General features: G+C 71.2%; 11 protein-coding genes. 8 read left to right on the top strand and 3 right to left on the bottom strand.

Annotated elements, in window-relative coordinates; all coding sequences use genetic code 11:
* From ACFWWQ_RS20610 to ACFWWQ_RS20575, 8 genes are all read left to right on the top strand, one after another.
* On the top strand, nucleotides 1-1,995 hold a 1,995-nt coding region (locus ACFWWQ_RS20610; RefSeq protein WP_384598123.1), incomplete at its 5' end, for a condensation domain-containing protein.
* Nucleotides 1,992-7,604, top strand: coding sequence for an amino acid adenylation domain-containing protein (locus tag ACFWWQ_RS20605; protein ID WP_384598121.1), 5,613 nt, complete (start codon nucleotides 1,992-1,994; stop codon nucleotides 7,602-7,604). The genes ACFWWQ_RS20610 and ACFWWQ_RS20605, both read left to right, overlap by 4 nt.
* 346 nt (nucleotides 7,605-7,950) lie before the next feature.
* Entirely contained in the window at nucleotides 7,951-10,302 is a 2,352-nt protein-coding gene (locus ACFWWQ_RS20600; RefSeq protein WP_384598119.1) for an amino acid adenylation domain-containing protein, read from the top strand.
* A 41-nt stretch (nucleotides 10,303-10,343) separates the two neighbouring features.
* Complete coding sequence (locus ACFWWQ_RS20595) at nucleotides 10,344-11,342, top strand: TauD/TfdA family dioxygenase (protein ID WP_384598117.1); 999 nt, start codon at nucleotides 10,344-10,346, stop codon at nucleotides 11,340-11,342.
* A 46-nt stretch (nucleotides 11,343-11,388) separates the two neighbouring features.
* Nucleotides 11,389-12,435 carry a 2,3-diaminopropionate biosynthesis protein SbnB gene (gene sbnB, locus ACFWWQ_RS20590; protein WP_384598115.1) on the top strand — a complete coding sequence of 349 codons (1,047 nt, stop codon included), beginning with the start codon at nucleotides 11,389-11,391 and terminating at the stop codon, nucleotides 12,433-12,435.
* Between the two features lie 41 nt (nucleotides 12,436-12,476).
* The gene (gene sbnA, locus ACFWWQ_RS20585; RefSeq protein WP_384598113.1) at nucleotides 12,477-13,469 is read left to right on the top strand and encodes a 2,3-diaminopropionate biosynthesis protein SbnA; all 993 of its coding nucleotides are present in this window, start codon (nucleotides 12,477-12,479) and stop codon (nucleotides 13,467-13,469) included.
* 61 nt (nucleotides 13,470-13,530) lie between these two features.
* Nucleotides 13,531-13,746: an MbtH family protein gene (locus ACFWWQ_RS20580; RefSeq protein ID WP_143940525.1), complete on the top strand. Its 216-nt coding sequence runs from the start codon at nucleotides 13,531-13,533 to the stop codon at nucleotides 13,744-13,746.
* Between the two features lie 93 nt (nucleotides 13,747-13,839).
* On the top strand, nucleotides 13,840-14,823 hold the full coding sequence (locus tag ACFWWQ_RS20575; protein ID WP_384598111.1) for a TauD/TfdA family dioxygenase: 984 nt from the start codon (nucleotides 13,840-13,842) through the stop codon (nucleotides 14,821-14,823).
* A 116-nt stretch (nucleotides 14,824-14,939) separates the two neighbouring features.
* Here ACFWWQ_RS20575 and ACFWWQ_RS20570 read toward each other — a convergent pair whose 3' ends face one another.
* From ACFWWQ_RS20570 to ACFWWQ_RS20560, 3 genes are read right to left on the bottom strand one after another with little or no spacing between them, the layout of a single operon-like run.
* Nucleotides 14,940-15,536 (bottom strand): sensor domain-containing protein, encoded by a 597-nt coding sequence (locus ACFWWQ_RS20570; protein WP_384598108.1) that lies wholly within the window; start codon nucleotides 15,534-15,536, stop codon nucleotides 14,940-14,942.
* 39 nt (nucleotides 15,537-15,575) lie between these two features.
* Nucleotides 15,576-16,946, bottom strand: a complete 1,371-nt coding sequence (locus ACFWWQ_RS20565) for a cation:proton antiporter (protein WP_384598106.1) — start codon at nucleotides 16,944-16,946, stop codon at nucleotides 15,576-15,578.
* Entirely contained in the window at nucleotides 16,940-17,548 is a 609-nt protein-coding gene (locus ACFWWQ_RS20560; RefSeq protein WP_384598104.1) for a flavin reductase family protein, read from the bottom strand. The genes ACFWWQ_RS20565 and ACFWWQ_RS20560 overlap by 7 nt, the downstream gene beginning before the upstream one ends.
* Nucleotides 17,549-17,639: the final 91 nt, after the last annotated feature.

Below are 17,639 nucleotides of genomic sequence, written 5' to 3'. Positions count from 1 at the left end.
GGGGATCGGCGGGTGGTGGCGTATGTGGTGGGTGAGGTGGATGCCGCGTCGTTGCGGGCGTATGTGGCTGAGCGGTTGCCGGGGTACATGGTGCCCTCGGCGTTCGTCTCGTTGGCGGAGTTGCCACTGACGCCCAACGGCAAGCTGGACCAACGTTCCCTGCCTGCACCCGATTTCGCCGGTCATTCGGCCGGGCGTGCGCCGCGTACCGAGCGGGAAGGGCTGCTGTGCTCCCTCTTCGCCGAGGTGCTGGGGCTGGAGCAGGTCGGCGCCGACGACTCCTTCTTCGCGCTCGGCGGCGACAGCATCCTGTCCATCCAGCTGGTGAGCCGGGCACGCTCGGCGGGCCTGCTCTTCTCCGCCCGTGACGTGTTCACCCATCAGTCCGCCGCCGCGCTGGCCACTGTCGCCGGAGCGACGGCACCGGCGGCCGGGGCGGAACGGCAGGAGGGAACCGGGAGTCTCGCGGCGACACCGATCATGCACTGGCTTCGGGAGCTCGGCGGTTCCTGGAAGGGCTTCAACCAGTCGATGGCCGTTCAGGTGCCCAAGGGCGCTGACCCGGCCCGGCTCAGGACCGCCGTCCAGGCCGTACTGGACCACCACGACGTGCTCAGAATGCGCGCCGTGCCGACCGCCGACGACTGGGAACTGTCGGTGCCTCCCCGCGGTGCGGTCTCCGCCGAGGACGCGCTGCGCAGGGTGCCTGCGACCGGTTTCGACGCGCGGGCGTGGGAAGCGCTGGTCGAGAGTGAAGGCGAGGCGGCACGCGCAAGGCTGGCACCCGACGCGGGCGTGATGGTGCAGTTCGTCTGGTTCGACCGTGGGCCGCAGTGCCCGGGACGACTGCTGATCGTGGCGCACCACCTCGTCGTGGACGGCGTCTCCTGGCGCATTCTCCTGCCGGACCTCGCCGCGGCCTGGCAGGACACGGCAGCCGGCGGCCGCCCGGAGCTGGCGCCGGTGCCGACCTCCTTCCGTCGCTGGAGCCGCCTGCTCGCCGAGAACGCCGACACCTCGGCCCGTACCGCCGAACTGCCCCGGTGGCAGGAGCTGGCGGGGAAGGCGGACCCGCTGCCCGGCACCGGCACACCGGACCGTGCCCGGGACGTGGCCGGCACGACCCGGTCACTCACCGAGCGCCTGTCGTCCGAGGTCACCCAGGCGCTGCTCACGACCGTTCCGGCGGCCTTCCACGCCGGTGTGAACGACGTGCTGCTGAGTGGGCTCGCGCTGGCCGTGCTGGAGCGACGGCGCGCCGGGTACCGGGAAGAACGCGGTACGGGGGCTGGAGGGGCGGACACCGGCACCGCGCTCCTCCTCGACGTGGAGGGGCACGGCCGCGAGGAGATCGTCCCGGAAGCCGACCTCTCCCGTACCGTCGGCTGGTTCACCTCGCTCCATCCCGTCAGCATCGATCCCGGACCACTGACCGACGACGAACTGCGGACGCCGGGCGCCGCGTGGGGACGGGCGCTGAAGCGCATCAAGGAACAGCTGCGCGCGCTGCCCGACAACGGAATCGGCTACGGCATGCTGCGTCATCTCCGGCCCGACGGCGCGGCCGCACTCGCCGGCCGTCCGGCGCCGCAGATCGGCTTCAACTACCTCGGCCGTTTCCCCGCGACGGCACCCGCCACGGGGCCGGCGCGGAGCACCGCGGACGCCGCCGACTGGGCGGTCGTCCCCGACGTACGAGGGCCGCTGCCCCGCGATCCGGAGATGCCGGTCGGCCACGCCCTGGAGATCAACGCCATGACCCAGGACCTCCCGGACGGGCCCGAGCTCACCGTGACCTGGTCCTGGCCGGCCGCACTGTTCGACGAGGACGACATCGCCGCGCTGGCCGCCGCGTGGTTCCGGATGCTCGGTGCGCTCGCCGAACATGCCGAGGCCCCCGATGCCGGTGGCTACACGCCGTCCGACCTGAGTCTGGCCGCGCTGAGCCAGGACGAGATCGAGGACCTGGAAGCAGAATTGAGGGACATCGTATGAAGGCTTCGAGACTTGAAGACGTCCTGCCGCTCTCGCCGCTGCAGGAAGGACTGCTCTTCCACGCGCTCTCCGACGAGCGGGGCACCGACGTCTACCACACCCAGCTGGTCATGGAGCTCGAAGGGCTGCTGGACGTCGAGCGGCTGCGCTCCGCCGCTCGCGCCCTGCTGCGGAGACACGCCAACCTGCGGGCCGGGTTCCGGCAGCGCAAGAACGGGCAGCCCATCCAGGTGATCCTCGGGCAGGTGCCGCTGCCGTGGGCCGACGTCGACCTGACACCGCTGCCCCCGGAAGAACGGCAGCAGGCACGGGAGACGCTGCTGGCGGAGGACCGGGAGCGCCGGTTCGTCCTGTCGGCCGCGCCCGTGTTGCGATTCACGCTGGTACGACTGGAGGAGCGGCGCCATGAGCTCGTCCTGACCAGCCATCACCTCCTCATCGACGGCTGGTCCGCGCCGATCCTGCAACGCGAACTGCTCACGCTGTACGCGAGCCACGGCGACCCCTCGGACCTGCCCGCTGTCACTCCGTACCGCACCTACCTGGAATGGCTCGCCCGGCAGGACGCGGACGCCGCCAAGGAGGCGTGGCGGCACGCGCTGGCGGAGCTGGACGGCCCCACCCTGGTGGCGGCGCCGGATCCACAGCGCGCGCTGATGCTTCCCGAGTACCACACCACCACCTTCTCCGAGGAGCTCACCGCGGCCCTCACCGGCCGGGCACGGGCTCACGGCCTGACCGTCAACACCCTGTTGCAGGGCGTGTGGGCGCTGGTCCTCGCGGAGCTCACCGGGCGGGACGATGTCGTCTTCGGCTCGGTGGTGTCCGGCCGCCCGCCGGAGATACCCGGTATCGAGGACATGGTGGGCCTGTTCATCAACACCGTTCCGGTCCGGGTGCGCCTGGACCCGCGGGCCTCCCTCGCCGACAACCTCGCCCGGTTGCAGGGCGAGCAGTCCGTGCTGCTCGACCACCAGCACCTCCGCCTCGGTGAGCTGCAGCGGCTCGTCGGCGCCGGTGACCTCTTCGACACGGCGCTGACCGTCGAGAACTACCCGGGCGGTGGCACCGCGCCGGCCGCCACCGACGGACTGCACGTCACGGGCGTCTCCGGCAAGGACGCGGCCCACTACCCCCTGCGGCTGATCGCGGGTCTGCTCGGCAGCCGGCTCCAGGTGCGCCTGGAGTACCGCCCCGACCTGTACCGCCCGCAGGCCGCCCAGGCGCTCGTCACCTGGATCGAAGCGCTCCTGCGGGCGGTGGCGGACGACGCCGGGCGTACGCTCGCCCACCTGCCGCGGCCCACCGACGAGCAGCGGGCGGCCTTACCCGAGGCGGTGAGGGTGCACGAGGAGAAGGCGGCGCACGGGGCCGGGGCCGACGACGCGGACTGCGGGGAGGCGGTCTTGGCCACACGGGCCGCGGATACGCCTCTCACGCCCTCGGAGGAGATCCTGTGCGGTCTCTTCGGTGCCCTTCTCGGGCACGACGAAGTCGGGGTGGAGGACGACTTCTTCGCGCTGGGCGGTCACTCGCTGTCCGCCATCAGGCTGCTCAGCCGGGTCCGTACCGCCTTCGACGTCGAATTGCCGATCCGTGCGCTGTTCGAGGCGCCCACGGTGGCGGCGCTGGCCCGGCGCATCGGCCAGGCCGGGCAGGCCCGGCCCGCGCTGACTCCCGGCGAGCGCCCCGAGCGCGTCCCGCTCTCCTTCGCCCAGCAGCGCCTGTGGTTCCTGCACCGCCTGGAGGGCCCCAGTGCCACGTACAACATTCCCATGCCGCTGCGGCTCACCGGGCCGCTCGACCGGGCGGCACTGGCCGCGGCGCTGAGCGACCTGACAGCCCGTCACGAAAGCCTGCGCACCGTCTTTCCCGAGGCCGACGGCGTTCCCTACCAGTACATCCTGGATCCCGAACAGGCACGCCCGGAGCTCGAATCGGTCGAGTCGGGCAACGGGACGAGCGCGCGGCAGCTGCTCGACGCGTCACGGTACGCCTTCGACCTGACGTGTGAGATCCCGCTGCGCGCCACGCTGCTGCGGATCTCCGAGCAGGAGCACGTCCTGCTGCTGCTCGTGCACCACATCGCAGGGGACGGCGGCTCGGTCGCACCGCTGCTGCGGGACCTGGCCGAGGCGTACACCGCGCGGCGCGCGGACAGCGCACCTGCATGGACGCCGCTGCCCGTCCAGTACGCCGACTACGCACTCTGGCAGCGGCAGCTCCTGGGCAGCGAGGACGACCAGGAGAGCCTGCTGGCCGAGCAACTCGCCTTCTGGCGGAAGACGCTGTCCGGGGCGCCCGAGCAGCTGGACCTGCCGGCGGACCGCCCCCGCCCCGCGGTACCCGACCACCGCGGCGGCACCGTGGAGTTCGCCCTCGACGCGGTCACCCATCAGCACCTCGCCGAGCTGGCGAAGGCCGCTGACTGCACCTTGTTCATGGTGCTGCAGGCCGGACTCGCCACGTTGCTCACCAGGCTCGGAGCCGGCCAGGACATTCCGCTCGGCACCGCTGTCGGGGGCCGCACCGACCAGGCGCTGGAAGACCTGGCCGGCTTCTTCGTCAACACTCTCGTGCTGCGCACCGACACCTCGGACGATCCCCCCTTCCGTGACCTGCTGCGCCGGGTCAGGGAAACGGACCTGGCGGCCTACGCGCACCAGGACGTGCCGTTCGAGCGGCTGGTGGAGGCCGTGAACCCGGTGCGGACGGCCGCCTCGCACCCGCTCTTCCAGGTGATGCTGACCTTCCAGAACCACGCCCGGCCCCGGCTCGAACTGCCGGATGTCACCGTGGGTTTCGAGGGCTTCGGGGCCGGCGTCGCCAAGTTCGACCTGAGCTTCGGCATCGCCGAGACCCACGGCCCCGACGGGCGGCCCGCGGGACTGCGCGGCGTGATCGAATACGCTGAGCAGCTCTTCGACCGGCCCACCGTGCGGACACTCGCCGAGCGCTTCGCCCGGCTGCTCGCCTCGGCAGCGGCCGAGCCCGCCCGGCCCCTCAGCAGGCTCGACCTGCTCTCCGACGCCGAACGCCGCGCGATGTCCGACGCCTGGCAGGGACCCCCCGGGAGCGAGGCGCCCGCCACGCTCCCCGAGCTGTTCCGGCGGCAGGTGGACCGCACCCCGCACGCACCGGCGGTGGAGGCGTCCGACGCGACCTTGACCTACGCGGAGCTCGACGCCCGGGCCAACCGGCTGGCGCACCACCTCATCGCCCGTGGAGCAGGCCCCGAGCGCCTCGTGGCCCTCGCCTTGCCCCGGTCGGCCGCACTGGTCACCGCCGTTCTCGCGGCGTCCAAGGCGGGCGCCGCGTATCTGCCGCTCGACCCCGGCCACCCGCGGCGGCGGCTCGGTCTGACGCTCGCCGACGCCGCGCCCGACTGCGTCCTGACCACGGCCGAGTTCGCCGGCCGGCTGTCCGCGGGAGAGGCCGCCGTCGTCCTGCTCGACGACCCGGCCACCGCAGCGGCCCTGGAGAACGGCGACAGCGCCGCGCCCGCCCCGGCCCTCCTGCCCGGCCACCCCGCGTACGTGATCTACACGTCGGGCTCCACGGGCACGCCCAAGGGTGTCGTCGTAGCCCACAGCGGCCTGGCCGGGCTCGCTGCCCGCCACCGCTCCCTGCACGGAGCGGGGGAGGGCAGCCGGGTACTGCAGTTCGTCTCGCCCGGCTTCGATGTGTCGGTCTCCGAGCTGTGCATGGCGCTGCTCACCGGCGGCTGCCTGGTCGTCGCCGACCAGGTCCCGGTCGGCGACGAGCTCGCCGCCTTCCTCGCCGAGCGCCGGATCACTCACGCGCACATCCCGCCGGCCGTCCTCGACGGCGTCCCCGCCGCCGCCCTCCCCGACCTGGGGACCCTCATCACCGGCGGCGAGGCGTGCACCCCCCAGCTGATCGACCGCTGGGCGGCCGGCCGGCGCATGGTCAACGGCTACGGCCCCACCGAGATGACCGTCGAGGTCACCTGCGCCGTCAACGACCCGGAGGAGGACGGCCCGGCGTCCATCGGCCGTCCGCACCGTGACGTCCGCGTCCACGTGCTGGACGAATGGCTCCAGCCGGTACCTCCCGGTGTCCCCGGCGAGCTCTACCTCTCCGGCCCCGGTATCGCCCGCGGCTATCTGCACCGGCCGGGCGCCACCGCCGCGCGCTTCGTCGCCGACCCGTTCGGCGGGCCGGGCAGCCGGCTGTACCGATCCGGTGACCTCGGCAGATGGCGTGAGGACGGGCGCCTCGACTTCCTCGGGCGCGTCGACGACCAGGTCAAGCTCCGCGGCTTCCGCATCGAACCCGGCGAGATCGAGGCCGTGCTCGGCCGGCGGGCGGGCGTGGCCAGGGCGGCGGTGACGGTCCGTGAGGACCGCCCCGGCGACCGCAGGCTGGTGGCCTACGTGATGCCCGAGGACCCGGACGGCGCGGACCTGGACGCCGCCCGGCTGCGGGCGGAACTCGCCGAGGAACTCCCCGCGCACATGGTGCCGTCGGCGGTCGTCCTGCTCGACGCGCTGCCGCTGACCCCCAACGGCAAGCTGGACCACCGGGCGCTGCCCGCCCCCGAGGCAGGCAGCGGCGGCGGGCAGGGTCCCCGCTCGGCACACGAAGAGGTGCTGTGCCGGTTGTTCGCCGAGGTGCTCGGCGCCGAACGCGTCGGCATCGACGACAACTTCTTCGAAAGCGGCGGGCACTCCCTGCTCGCGTCCCGGCTGGCCGGGCGCATCGGCCACGCACTGGGCGTCGAGGTGCCGCTGCGGGCGGTCTTCGAGGCCCCCACCCCCGCCATGCTCCTGCGGCGGCTCTACGGCGACGGTGACCATACCGACGGCTTCGGCGAGCTCCTGCCGCTGCGCACCACGGGCGAGCGGCGTCCGCTGTTCTGCGTGCACCCGGTGGGCGGCCTCGGCTGGTGCTACTCCACACTGCTGCCCACCCTCGGTGCCGACCAGCCCCTGTACGGGCTCCAGAACAAGGGCCTGGCCGGTGGCGAACCGCTCACCGCATCCTTTGCGGAGCTGCTCACCGGCTATGCGCAGCAGATCCGCTCCGTCCAGCCGACCGGGCCCTACCGCCTGCTCGGCTACTCGATGGGCGGTGTGCTGGCCCATGCGCTCGCCGTGGCACTGGAGCAGCAGGGCGAATCGGTGGAACTCCTGGTGCTTCTCGACTCCTACCCCGTCGAGCCTGGCATGAAGGGTGAGCTGACCAAGGAGCAGGTGCTCACCGACATGTTCCAGGCGTACGCGCGGATCCACGGCGACCCGGACCAGGTCCCCGCCGATCCGGCCGAGACACGGGCCCGCATCGTCGATTACATGGGGCGTGGTACCAGCGAATCCCGGTATTTCGACGACGAGCAGCGTGGCACGGTCCTCGATGTCCTCATCAACAACGTGACTCTGGTGCACCCCACGGAACCCGGTGTGTTCAAGGAGGACGTGCTGCTGGTGGCGGCGACCGAGAAGGTGCGGTCCTGGGCGGACCCGCAGGCATGGCAGCCCTTCACGGCGGGCGCCTTCGAGCGCTACGAGGTCGCCGCGACCCATGAGGGCCTGCTGGCCCCGGAGCCGGCCGCGGAGATCGGCCGCATGCTGTCGAAGCGCCTGTGACGGTGGGCTGACGGATCTCCGGTACGCAGTCGGGTTTCCTCCGGTGGCGGTGGACCGTACAAGGCCACCGCCACCGGCATGTGCCGTGCCGATTCCGGTGCTGCTGAGCATGAAGTAATGCAATATTCCCGCGATAAGAGGTCTGATTAATGTCGCACCCGAATGCGTGAAGTTGACTGACGGCTCATGAACGTGACGGTCATTCCGGGTGGAGGCGAAAATCGTGCGGGACAGTGCGGGCGAAAACGGCGCAGCGGCCGGTCGGAACTACTGGCGCAAGGTAATCGACGCCGGCGGATTCACGCCCCTGCCGGCCTGGTCCGCCTCGGCGCGGCCGGAACGGGGGGTGGGCGAGCACCGGGCAGCACTGCCCGCCGGGGCCGACGTCACCAGTTCCGTGCTGCTTGCCGTACACGCGAAGGTCGTTGCGGCGCTGACCGGCGACCGCGAGACGGTCATCGGGTTCCAGCCCGCGGCCCGGCCGTCGCAGGACGGCCCCCTGCCCGCACGGGTGAGCGTCGAGGCGGGCACCTGGCAGGAGCTGATCGGTGCGGCGGACCGTACCCGCCGCGACATCCTGCGGTATGCCGCGCAGGCCCCGCAGCCCGCTGAGCATGCGGGCCGTGCGCTGCCGGACACCATGGTGGCCGAGCGGACCGGCGAGCTTCCCCCCGGAGTCGTGCTGGCGGTATCCGCGGACGGCGGGGCCCTTGTGGTACGTCACCGCACCGAGGTCCTCGACCACCAGGCGGCGGTACGCATCGCCGGTTACTGCACCACCGCACTGCGCCGCATCACCGAGAACCCGGCGGACGCCCACGACCGCAAAAGCCTGCTCTCCGCCAACGAACTCCACGTACAGCGGGTGGAGTTCGCGGGGCCCGAGAAGCCGCTGCCCGACCGCAGGTTCCACGAGCTCTTCGAGGACCGGGCGCGCCGCCACCCGCACGCCGTGGCGGCCGTGCAGGGCGGCCGCCGTGTCACCTACGAGGAGGTGAACCGGCAGGCCAACCGCGTCGCCTGGGCGCTGCGCCGTTCCGGGCTCGGGGACGAAGACGTCGTCGCCGTGCTGACCGGGCGCAATCTCGCCTGGCTCGGCGCAGTCATCGGAGTCTTCAAAGCCGGCGGGGTGTACCTGCCCATCGAGCCGGACTTCCCCGCCGCACGGATCTCCGCCATGCTCGACCGCAGCGCCTGCCGTTACGCCCTGACCGAGCACGGCCCGGCCCCCGACCTGGACCAGGTGAGGGCCGCGCCGCTCCCCGGCCACCGGAGGGAGGTGATCCGGCTCGACGAACTCTCCGGCCAGGACCTCCCCGATCACAACCCCCGGCTGCCGGTCGCCGGGAACCAGCTCGCGTACCTCTATTTCACCTCCGGTTCCACGGGCGAACCCAAGGGCGCGATGTGCGAGCACGCCGGATTCAGCAACCACCTCCTCGCCAAGATCGAGGACCTGGGTGTGGCGGAAGGGGGCACGGTCGCGCAGGTGGCACCGCAGTGCTTCGACATATCGCTGTGGCAGCTGGTGTCCGCCCTCCTGGTAGGCGGCACCACACATATCGTCGAGCAGGAGGCGGTCCTCGACATCGGCAGGTTCGTGGACACCCTGCGCACCGGCCGGGTCGAGGTGGCCCAGCTCGTCCCCTCCTACCTGGAAGTGCTGCTCGCCCACCTGGAAGGCAGGCAGGGACAACTGCCGGACCTGCGGTGCGTGTCGGTGACCGGCGAGGCGCTGAAGAAGGAACTCGTCGAGCGCTGGTTCGCGGCCTTCCCCGACGTGGCCCTCGTCAATGCCTACGGCCTCACCGAGACCTCGGACGACACCAATCACGAAGTGATGCGCCGGGTGCCGGACGGGGCCACGGTGCCGCTCGGACGGCCGGTACGCAATGTGCGGGTCCACGTGGTCGACGAGCGCCTCGACCCGGTGCCGCTCGGCGCGCCCGGGGAGATCGTCTTCTCCGGTGTGTGCGTGGGCCGCGGATACATCAACGACGAGGCCCGCACCAAGGAGACCTTCCTGCCGGACCCCTCCCGGCCGGGTGAACGCCTCTACCGGTCGGGTGACTTCGGGCGCTGGACCCCCGAGGGGCGGCTGGAGTTCCACGGCCGCCGGGACTCCCAGCTGAAGATCAGGGGCTTCCGGATCGAGACCAGCGAGATCGAGAACCGGCTGCTCCAAGTGGCCGGTGTGCGAGACGCGGCGGTGGTCGCCGCGGGCTCCGGCGAAGGCCGCTACCTCGTCGGTTACTACGCGGCCCCGGACGGGCCGGAGGTGCGGGACGTACGTGCCCGGCTCGCCGAGTCGCTGCCCGCGTACATGGTGCCCGCGCGGTTGGTGCAGCGCGACGCGCTGCCGCTCACACCCAACGGCAAGATCGACAAGAAGACACTGGCCGCACAGGCCACAGGCGCTGACGAGGCACCGGACCATCCGGGGAAGCCCCGGACCGGCAGCGAACGGCGGATCGCCGGCGCATGGTCACAGACGCTCAAGATACCGGTCGAGCACATCCTCCGCACCGCCCACTTCTACGAGACCGGGGGCACCTCACTGACCGCCGTACGCCTGGCCATCGCTCTGGACCGGCTCGTCTCCGTCAAGGAGATCGCCGAGCACCCCGTCCTCGCGGACCTGGCGGAACTGCTGGAGTGCAGGCTCGCCGAGCAGGATCCCGCCGCAGCCGTCCACTGACGCCCCGTCGGCGCCACCGTACCGAGGGAGACACCGAAGAGATGACGTCCGTCCCAGCCGAAACCTCATCGGGTGCACTCGGCGTGACCCCGGCCGCGCCCGGTCGGCTGACCGTCCTGCACGTGCGTGAGACCGACGGCGACGCCCCGCGCCGGGCCGCGGCACACCGCACGGAGGTGCTGCGCAGCGTCGCCGAGCACGGTGCCGTACTGCTGCGCGGCCTGGGGCTCAAGTCGCCGGCCGCGATGGCTGACACGGCAGTCGCGCTCGGCATCGAGCCCATGGCCGAGCGGGAGCGTTTCTCCCCGCGGCGCGAGTACCGGCCCGCCGTCTACTCCTCCTCCGAGTGGCCGAGTGACGAGCCGATCTGTATGCACCACGAGCTGAGCTACGCCGCCGAGGTGCCCGCATGCGCACTGTTCGGCGCCCTGGCCGTGCCCCGGGAGGGCGGCGCCACGGCTGTCGCCGACTCGCAAGAGGTCCTGCAGGCCCTCCCCGATGACCTGGTGGCGCGATTCACCCGCCTGGGCTGGCAGCTCACCCGTACCTATCGTGAGGTGGGAGTGGCCTGGAGCGAGGCGTTCGGCACCGACGATCCGCAGGAGGTCGACGCGTACTGCCGGGACGCGCTCATCGACCACGAATGGTTGCCGGACGGCGCGCTGCGCACCCGCCAGCGCAGGGCCGCGGTGCTCAGTCACCCCGGGAACGGCCGCCCGGTCTGGTTCAACCAGGCCGCCTTCCTCAACGAACGGACCCTCGACCCGATGGTCCGCGCATACCTCACCGATGTGTACGGCCCCGACTCCCTGCCGTTCCACACCACCTACGGCGATGGAACGCCTCTTTCCGCGGAGACCGTCGACGTGATCAACGAGGCATACCGAGCGGCAACCCGGAGCGAGCCGTGGCAGGTCGGAGACCTGCTGCTGGTCGACAACGTGCGGATGGCGCACAGCCGTGAGGCGTACGAGGGCGACCGCGAGATCGCCGTGATGTTCGGCAACCCCACACAGCTCGCGGGACACGTCCTGCCCTGAGCCTCCACCCGCCACACGCCACCCCATGCCAGCTACGGAGACGCACATGTCACACACTTCTCAACCGGCTGCTCCGGCGCCCTCCTTCGCCGTGGTCCCCGGCGCCCACGTGCACCGCGTCCTGGAGGGACAGCACAAGCGCACCACCGAGATCATCGAGGCGGCCTACCGCACCCACGGCAAGGGCGAGACCGTCAACCCGCCCTCGTACTTCCTGCGCTTCCCCGACCGCCCCACCTCACGGATCATTGCGCTGCCCGCCTCTGTCGGCGGTGACGTCCAGGTCGACGGGGTCAAGTGGATATCGAGTTTCCCGGAGAACGTGAGCGCAGGGCTGCCCCGGGCCTCCGCCGTCCTCATCCTCAATGATCACGAAACCGGGTACCCGCTGGCATGCCTGGAGAGCTCCATCATCAGTGCCGCGCGCACCGCCGCCTCGGCCGCTGTCGCCGCCGACCGGCTCAGCCGGGGACGCGCCCGCCCCAGGAGGATCGGCTTCTTCGGCGTCGGGCTGATCGCCAGGTATGTGCACACCTATCTGACCGGTACCGGTTGGACGTTCGAGGACACCGGCGTGTACGACCTGTCGCAGGAGCACGCCGAGGGCTTCGCCGGCTACCTGAAGCAGTCCGGTGCCGGGGGGACCGTCACCGTGCGGGAGAGCGCCGAGGACCTGATCCGCTCCAGCGATATGGTCGTCTTCGCGACCGTCGCCGGCGAGCCGCACGTCACGGACCCCGACTGGTTCTCCCACAACCCCGTTGTCCTGCACGTCTCGCTGCGCGACCTGTCGCCCGAGGTGGTCCTTGCCGCCACGAACGTCGTGGACGACGTGGAGCACTGCCTCAAGGCCAGCACGTCCCTGCACCTGGCCGAACAGCAGGCGGGAAACCGGGACTTCGTCGGCGGAACCCTCTACGACGTGCTCACCGGAGAGCTGGAGATCCCCGGCGACCGGCCGGTGATCTTCTCGCCCTTCGGGCTCGGGGTCCTGGACCTCGCGCTCGGCAAGCACGTCTACGACACCTTGCACGCTGCGGGAGAACTGACGGTCGTCGACGGCTTCTTCCACGAGATGCGCCGTTATGGGTGACCGGCCCGCGCTGTCGACCATTCCACACTACGGGGGGTAGTGTGCCGATCATTTCGGCTCCATATGAATTCCATGAGGAAGATCTGTTCGTCGACCTGAAGCCCACGCTCGACATCTCGCTCTTCCTCAAGTGCGAAGGCTTCAATTTCGCTGGCTCGATCAAACAGAAAGCCGCACTCGAAATGGTCGAAGCGGCGGAGCGAGCCGGGGTGTTGACGGCCGGATCGACCCTGGTGGAATCCTCGTCCGGAAATCTGGGCGTCGCGCTGGCCACGATTGCGGTGAGTAAGGGATACCGCTTCGTCTGCGTGACCGATTCACGGTGCAACCTGGGGTCCCGGCGGCTCATGGAGGCGCTGGGCGCCGATGTGCACATCGTCACCGAAGCCGACCCGGACGAGGGGTTCCTCGGGGCCAGGCTCACCTACGTCCGGCGGCTGTGCGAGAGCGACTCCGGGTATGTGTGGCTCAACCAGTACCTGAACCAGGACAACTGGCGTGCGCACCACCGGCTGACCGCGCCCGCCATCGCTCGCCGCTTCACCGGCCTCGACGTGCTCTTCGTGGGAGCCGGCACCACGGGCACGCTCATGGGCTGCGCGCGATGGTTCAAGGAGTTCCGTCCCGAGGTCCGGATCGTCGCGGTGGACAGCGTCGGCTCGGTCGCCTTCGGGGGCCCGCCGGGAACCAGGATGATCCCCGGCCTCGGCGCCGGGGTGCGCCCGCCGCTGCTCGACGAGTCCTACGTCGATGACGTCGTGCTGATACCCGAAGCCGTGACCGTGCAGATGTGCCACCGGCTGGCCACCCGCGGGTTCCTGTTCGGCGGCTCCACCGGAACGATCGTCGCCGGGGCCGTCTCCTGGCTCGCCGCCCATGACGCGGGCTCCACCGAGACCACCTCGGTGGCGATCTCTCCGGACCTGGGCGAGCGCTACCTGGACACGGTCTATCAGACCAACTGGGTGCACGACCTGTACGGACACCAGGACGCCGATGCGGGGACGCGGACCGTCGCGGAGCCGAGGAGCTGAGCGCCGGTCCCGCCGCCCGACCGTACGTCCGCCATCCATGGATGAAGAAAGCGAGTGAGCGATGACCAACCCCTTCGAGGACACCGAGGGCCGATACCTCGTACTCATCAACGATGAGGGCCAGCACTCCCTCTGGCCCGCCTTCGCAGAGGTACCCGGCGGCTGGCAGGTGGCCCAGGAAGAGAGCGGGCACGAGGAGAGCCTCGCCTACATCGAAAACCACTGGACGGACATGCGCCCCCGGTCCGTCGCCGAGGCCATGAACCGTGCCGGATAGAACGTCCCTCGTCGTCACCGGTCCCGGCGGTGTCCGACCGGCCAACGTCCCGTCGCCTGTTGCCCAGGTCAGTGAGCAGAAAGCGAGGAATTGATGACAGTGACATGCGACCGCGGCGGCACCACACCGGTGATTCCCGTGGATCCGGAGTCGGCGGACAGGACAGCGGAGACAGCGCGCCGGATCCTCCCGGTCGCCGGCGGGCACGTGGACGATCCGCAATGGATCGCCGCGGCCCGGGACGCCTGGTCCGATCTGCCGGCCGGACTGCGCCGCGCGCTGCTCGGCTTCCGCCGGGCGTCCGGCCCTACCGGTTCAGCACTGGTACGCGGGCTGCCGGTGCACGAACCGGCCCTCCCCCCGACCCCGTCCGTCAAGGGATCCGTCCAGCGCAGCGCCACCGTGCCCGCGGCAGTGCTGATGATGATCGCTGCCGGCCTCGGTGATCCGGCCGCCTTCCGACCGGAGAAGAGCGGCGCCCTGGTGCAGGACGTCGTCCCCGTCCCCGGGCAGGAGGACTTCCAGGGCAACGCCGGATCCGTACTGCTCTCCTTCCACAACGAGAACGCCTTCCATCCGCACCGGCCGGACTTCGTGATGCTGCTGTGCCTGCGCGCCGATCACGACCGGGTGGCCGGGCTGCGCACCGGCTGCATCCGCCAGGCGCTGCCGTTGCTGTCCGAGGAGAGCCGTGAGGCGCTGTCCCTCCCGGAGTTCGTCACCGCGGCGCCGCCTTCCTTCGGTTCCGGAAGCGGCGGCACCACACCGCACCCGGTGCTCTTCGGCGCGCCCGAAGACCCGGACGTACGGGTCGACTTCGCAGCCACCAAACCGCTCACACCGTGTGCCGGCCGGGCGATGGATGCACTCCAGGCGGCGTTCGGCCGGACCGCCCGGACCGCTCTGCTGGAGCCGGGCGACCTGGCCCTCGTCGACAACCGGGTCACCGTGCACGGCAGGACCGCTTTCACCCCGCGCTACGACGGCCGCGACCGCTGGCTGCAGCGCAGCTTCGTCCTCACGGACCTGCGCCGCTCCCGCGGCTGCCGGGACGCGGACGGCTACGTGCTCGACTGACGCTGCACACCGGCGCACCTCATGAGACTGCCTCGACGGTTCTTCGACCGTCGAGGCAGTTTCCGTTGTGCCGTCTGCGGGAGCCGCGGGGGCCGGCTCCACCGGCGGGCCGACGGTCAGCCGGAACCCACGAGGCGGCGTGCGACGTACACCTGGAGCCGGTTCAGCCGGATGACGAGCCACGGCGCCCCGAAGAAGGTCACCACACCAGCCGCGAAGTGCAGGGACACCGCGCCGAGCGGAGAGGGCCCGCCCCATGCGGGATCGGGATAGGGCGCCCACCCCCAGAAGGGGTAACTCACGTTCCGTACAGAGACGATCACCCAGCCGATGACCACGGTGAACGAGGCGCTCCCCAGCAGCAGACTGGCGAAAAAGAAGGCCGTCCCGCGCTTGAGCCGGCCGTCGCGCCCGGCACGGCCGACCTCCTCACCGAGCCAGACACGCGCCCTGAACCGCTCGAAGGACGGCCCGCAGAGGGCGACCACGGCGACGGCCGCCAGCAGGACCAACGGGCCGGCGCCGCCCCCGGCGCTGCCCCGTTGGCCCTTCATGACGTGGAAAGCTCCGGCGATCAGGGCGAGCCCCAAGGGCAGCAGGAGCGCGAATCCCAGGTGCTGCCAGGTCCGGCGTTGCAGCGGCAGTCTCAGCACGGCGCGCAGACCGAGCAGGAGCCGCTGCGTGCCAGGCAGGGAATGGCGAGAGTCGTCCATACAGGCATCATGTCAGCCGGCCGCGCCCGGGCCTCGGACCTACGGGCCGACGGAGGCCCCCGACGCACCGGATGCGCCCGTCGTGGCGGAGGCGGCAGCGGCAGGTGCCGTCTCGCGCGGCCGCGGTGCGGGGCGGCCGGCAGAAGGGGCCCGCACGCCGAGGGCCTTGAGCAGCGGCCCGGTCATGGCGGTGGTGATCAGCGCCATGAGGACGAGTACGGTCAGGCCGGTCGTGCTGATGAGGTGGAATTGCCAGCCGATGCCCGCCACCACCAGTTCCGTCACGCCACGGCAGTTCATCAGCACGCCGAAGCGCAGCGACTCGTTGCGTGGAGTGCCGATGAGCCGGGCGGCGCCGCCCGCGCCGATGACCTTGCTCAGGATCGCCGCGAGAACGACCCCTGCGAACGCCAGCCAGGTCCAGGGGTTCAGGCCGAGGGCGCCGACCGAGACGTGGAGTCCCACACCGGCGAAGAAGAGCGGCAGCAGTACGGCCAGGGTGAAGCCCTGGAGCTGCTGGTTCATCCAGGCCGTGACGGCGGAGTCGCGCGGTACGGCCGTACCGAACAGGAAAGCGCCGATCACCGGATGCAGCCCCAGAAGGTGGGTGAGGGCGGCGTACGCGATGGCGCCGACGAGCAGCAGGGGAAGCAGCCGCTCGGCACCGGGCCGCTGCTCGGCCCTGCGCACGAGGGCCGCGAGGAGCGGGCGCACCACCAGTGCGGTGAGCGCGACCAGGGCCAGGGTCATGCCGATGGTGGCCGCGATGTGCAAGGCCCCGCCGGAACCGGTCACGGCGAGAAGGACGGTGAGGGCCAGCCAGGCGACGCCGTCTCCCACGGCGGCGCCGGCCAGCGCGAGCGACCCCAGCGGTGAACGGTCCATGCGCAGATCGACCAGGATCCTGGCGAGTACCGGCAGGGCGGTCACCGACATGGTGAGCCCGATGAAGAACACGTAACCGGCCTGGGAAGGGGTGGTGCCCTTCAACAGGGTGGGCACCGCGGCCGCGACACCGGCACCGACGAGGAACGGCAGGCCCATCCCGCCGAGTAGGGTCGCGCCCACCGCCCTGTTCCCCAGACGGCCCGTCCGCTCCACATGCAGCTCGCACCCGAGCAGGAACATGAAGGTCACCAGGCCGAGTTGGGCCGCCATGTCGAGGGTGGAGACGACCTCGGAGGGCAACAGCCATGCCTGGGCGGAGGGCCAGACCCACCCCAGCGCGGAGGGGCCGAGCAGAAGTCCGCCGAGGATCTCGCCGACCACCAGCGGCTGGCCGATGCGGCCGAGCAGAGCTCCCAGCAGATGACTCAGCAGCACGATCACCGCGACGGCGAGCAGGAACCGCGCCATCGGATCGACCGCCGCACCGCCGCTCGCGGCGGCCAGTCGCTCGGTGTTCAGCATGGCAGGTCCGGGAGGGACGAGGGCAGCGGCGTCACGGCGGGGGCGGAGGACGGCTGTGGTACCTCGCCGTCCGGCCAGACGGCGAATCGGCGACCCCCGTACAGCAATGGTGTGGCGGGCGTCTGCGTCACCCCGGTCACCATGCCCAGGACCATGGTGTGGTCGCCGACTTCGAGCACACGGGTCACCTGGCACTCGGCCGTGGCGAAAGCGTCCTCCGCCAGCCGCGGCAGGCCCGCGTCCGGCGAGGGCTGCCAGACGACTTCGGCGAACCGGTCCGCCACCGGCTTGGCGAAGACCTCGGCGGCGTGCTGTCCGTGTTCGTGCAGCAGGTTCACCGCGAACGCTCCGCAGTCCAGCAGCGCGCGAAGGGTCTCGCCCTGGGTCGTCAGGCACACCGCGAGGACGGGAGGACTGGCCGCGACGCTGGAGAGGGACGTACAGGTGAGGCCGTACGGGCAACCGTCGGGCCCGAGTGTGGTGACCACCGCAACCCCTGTGGCGAAGCCGCTCATCAACGAGCGGAATTCGGCGAGCGGCACCGGCGCACGGGGCGGTGTCTCCGACGGCAGCTCGGAGTGGGGGACAGGTCGGAATGGCACGCGGGTAGCCATGCGCGGTCGCCCTTCGGGAGGGAACAGAGGGGTGGTGGGGTGCGGGGCGGCAGTGCCGATGCCCGTACCTGACGGTGGA

Origin of the sequence: Streptomyces sp. NPDC059080 (genome assembly GCF_042739975.1) — a bacterium.
GTDB lineage: Bacteria > Actinomycetota > Actinomycetes > Streptomycetales > Streptomycetaceae > Streptomyces > Streptomyces benahoarensis.
The sequence above is the reverse complement of the archived record's forward strand: the minus strand, read 5'-3'. Positions and strand labels throughout refer to the sequence as shown.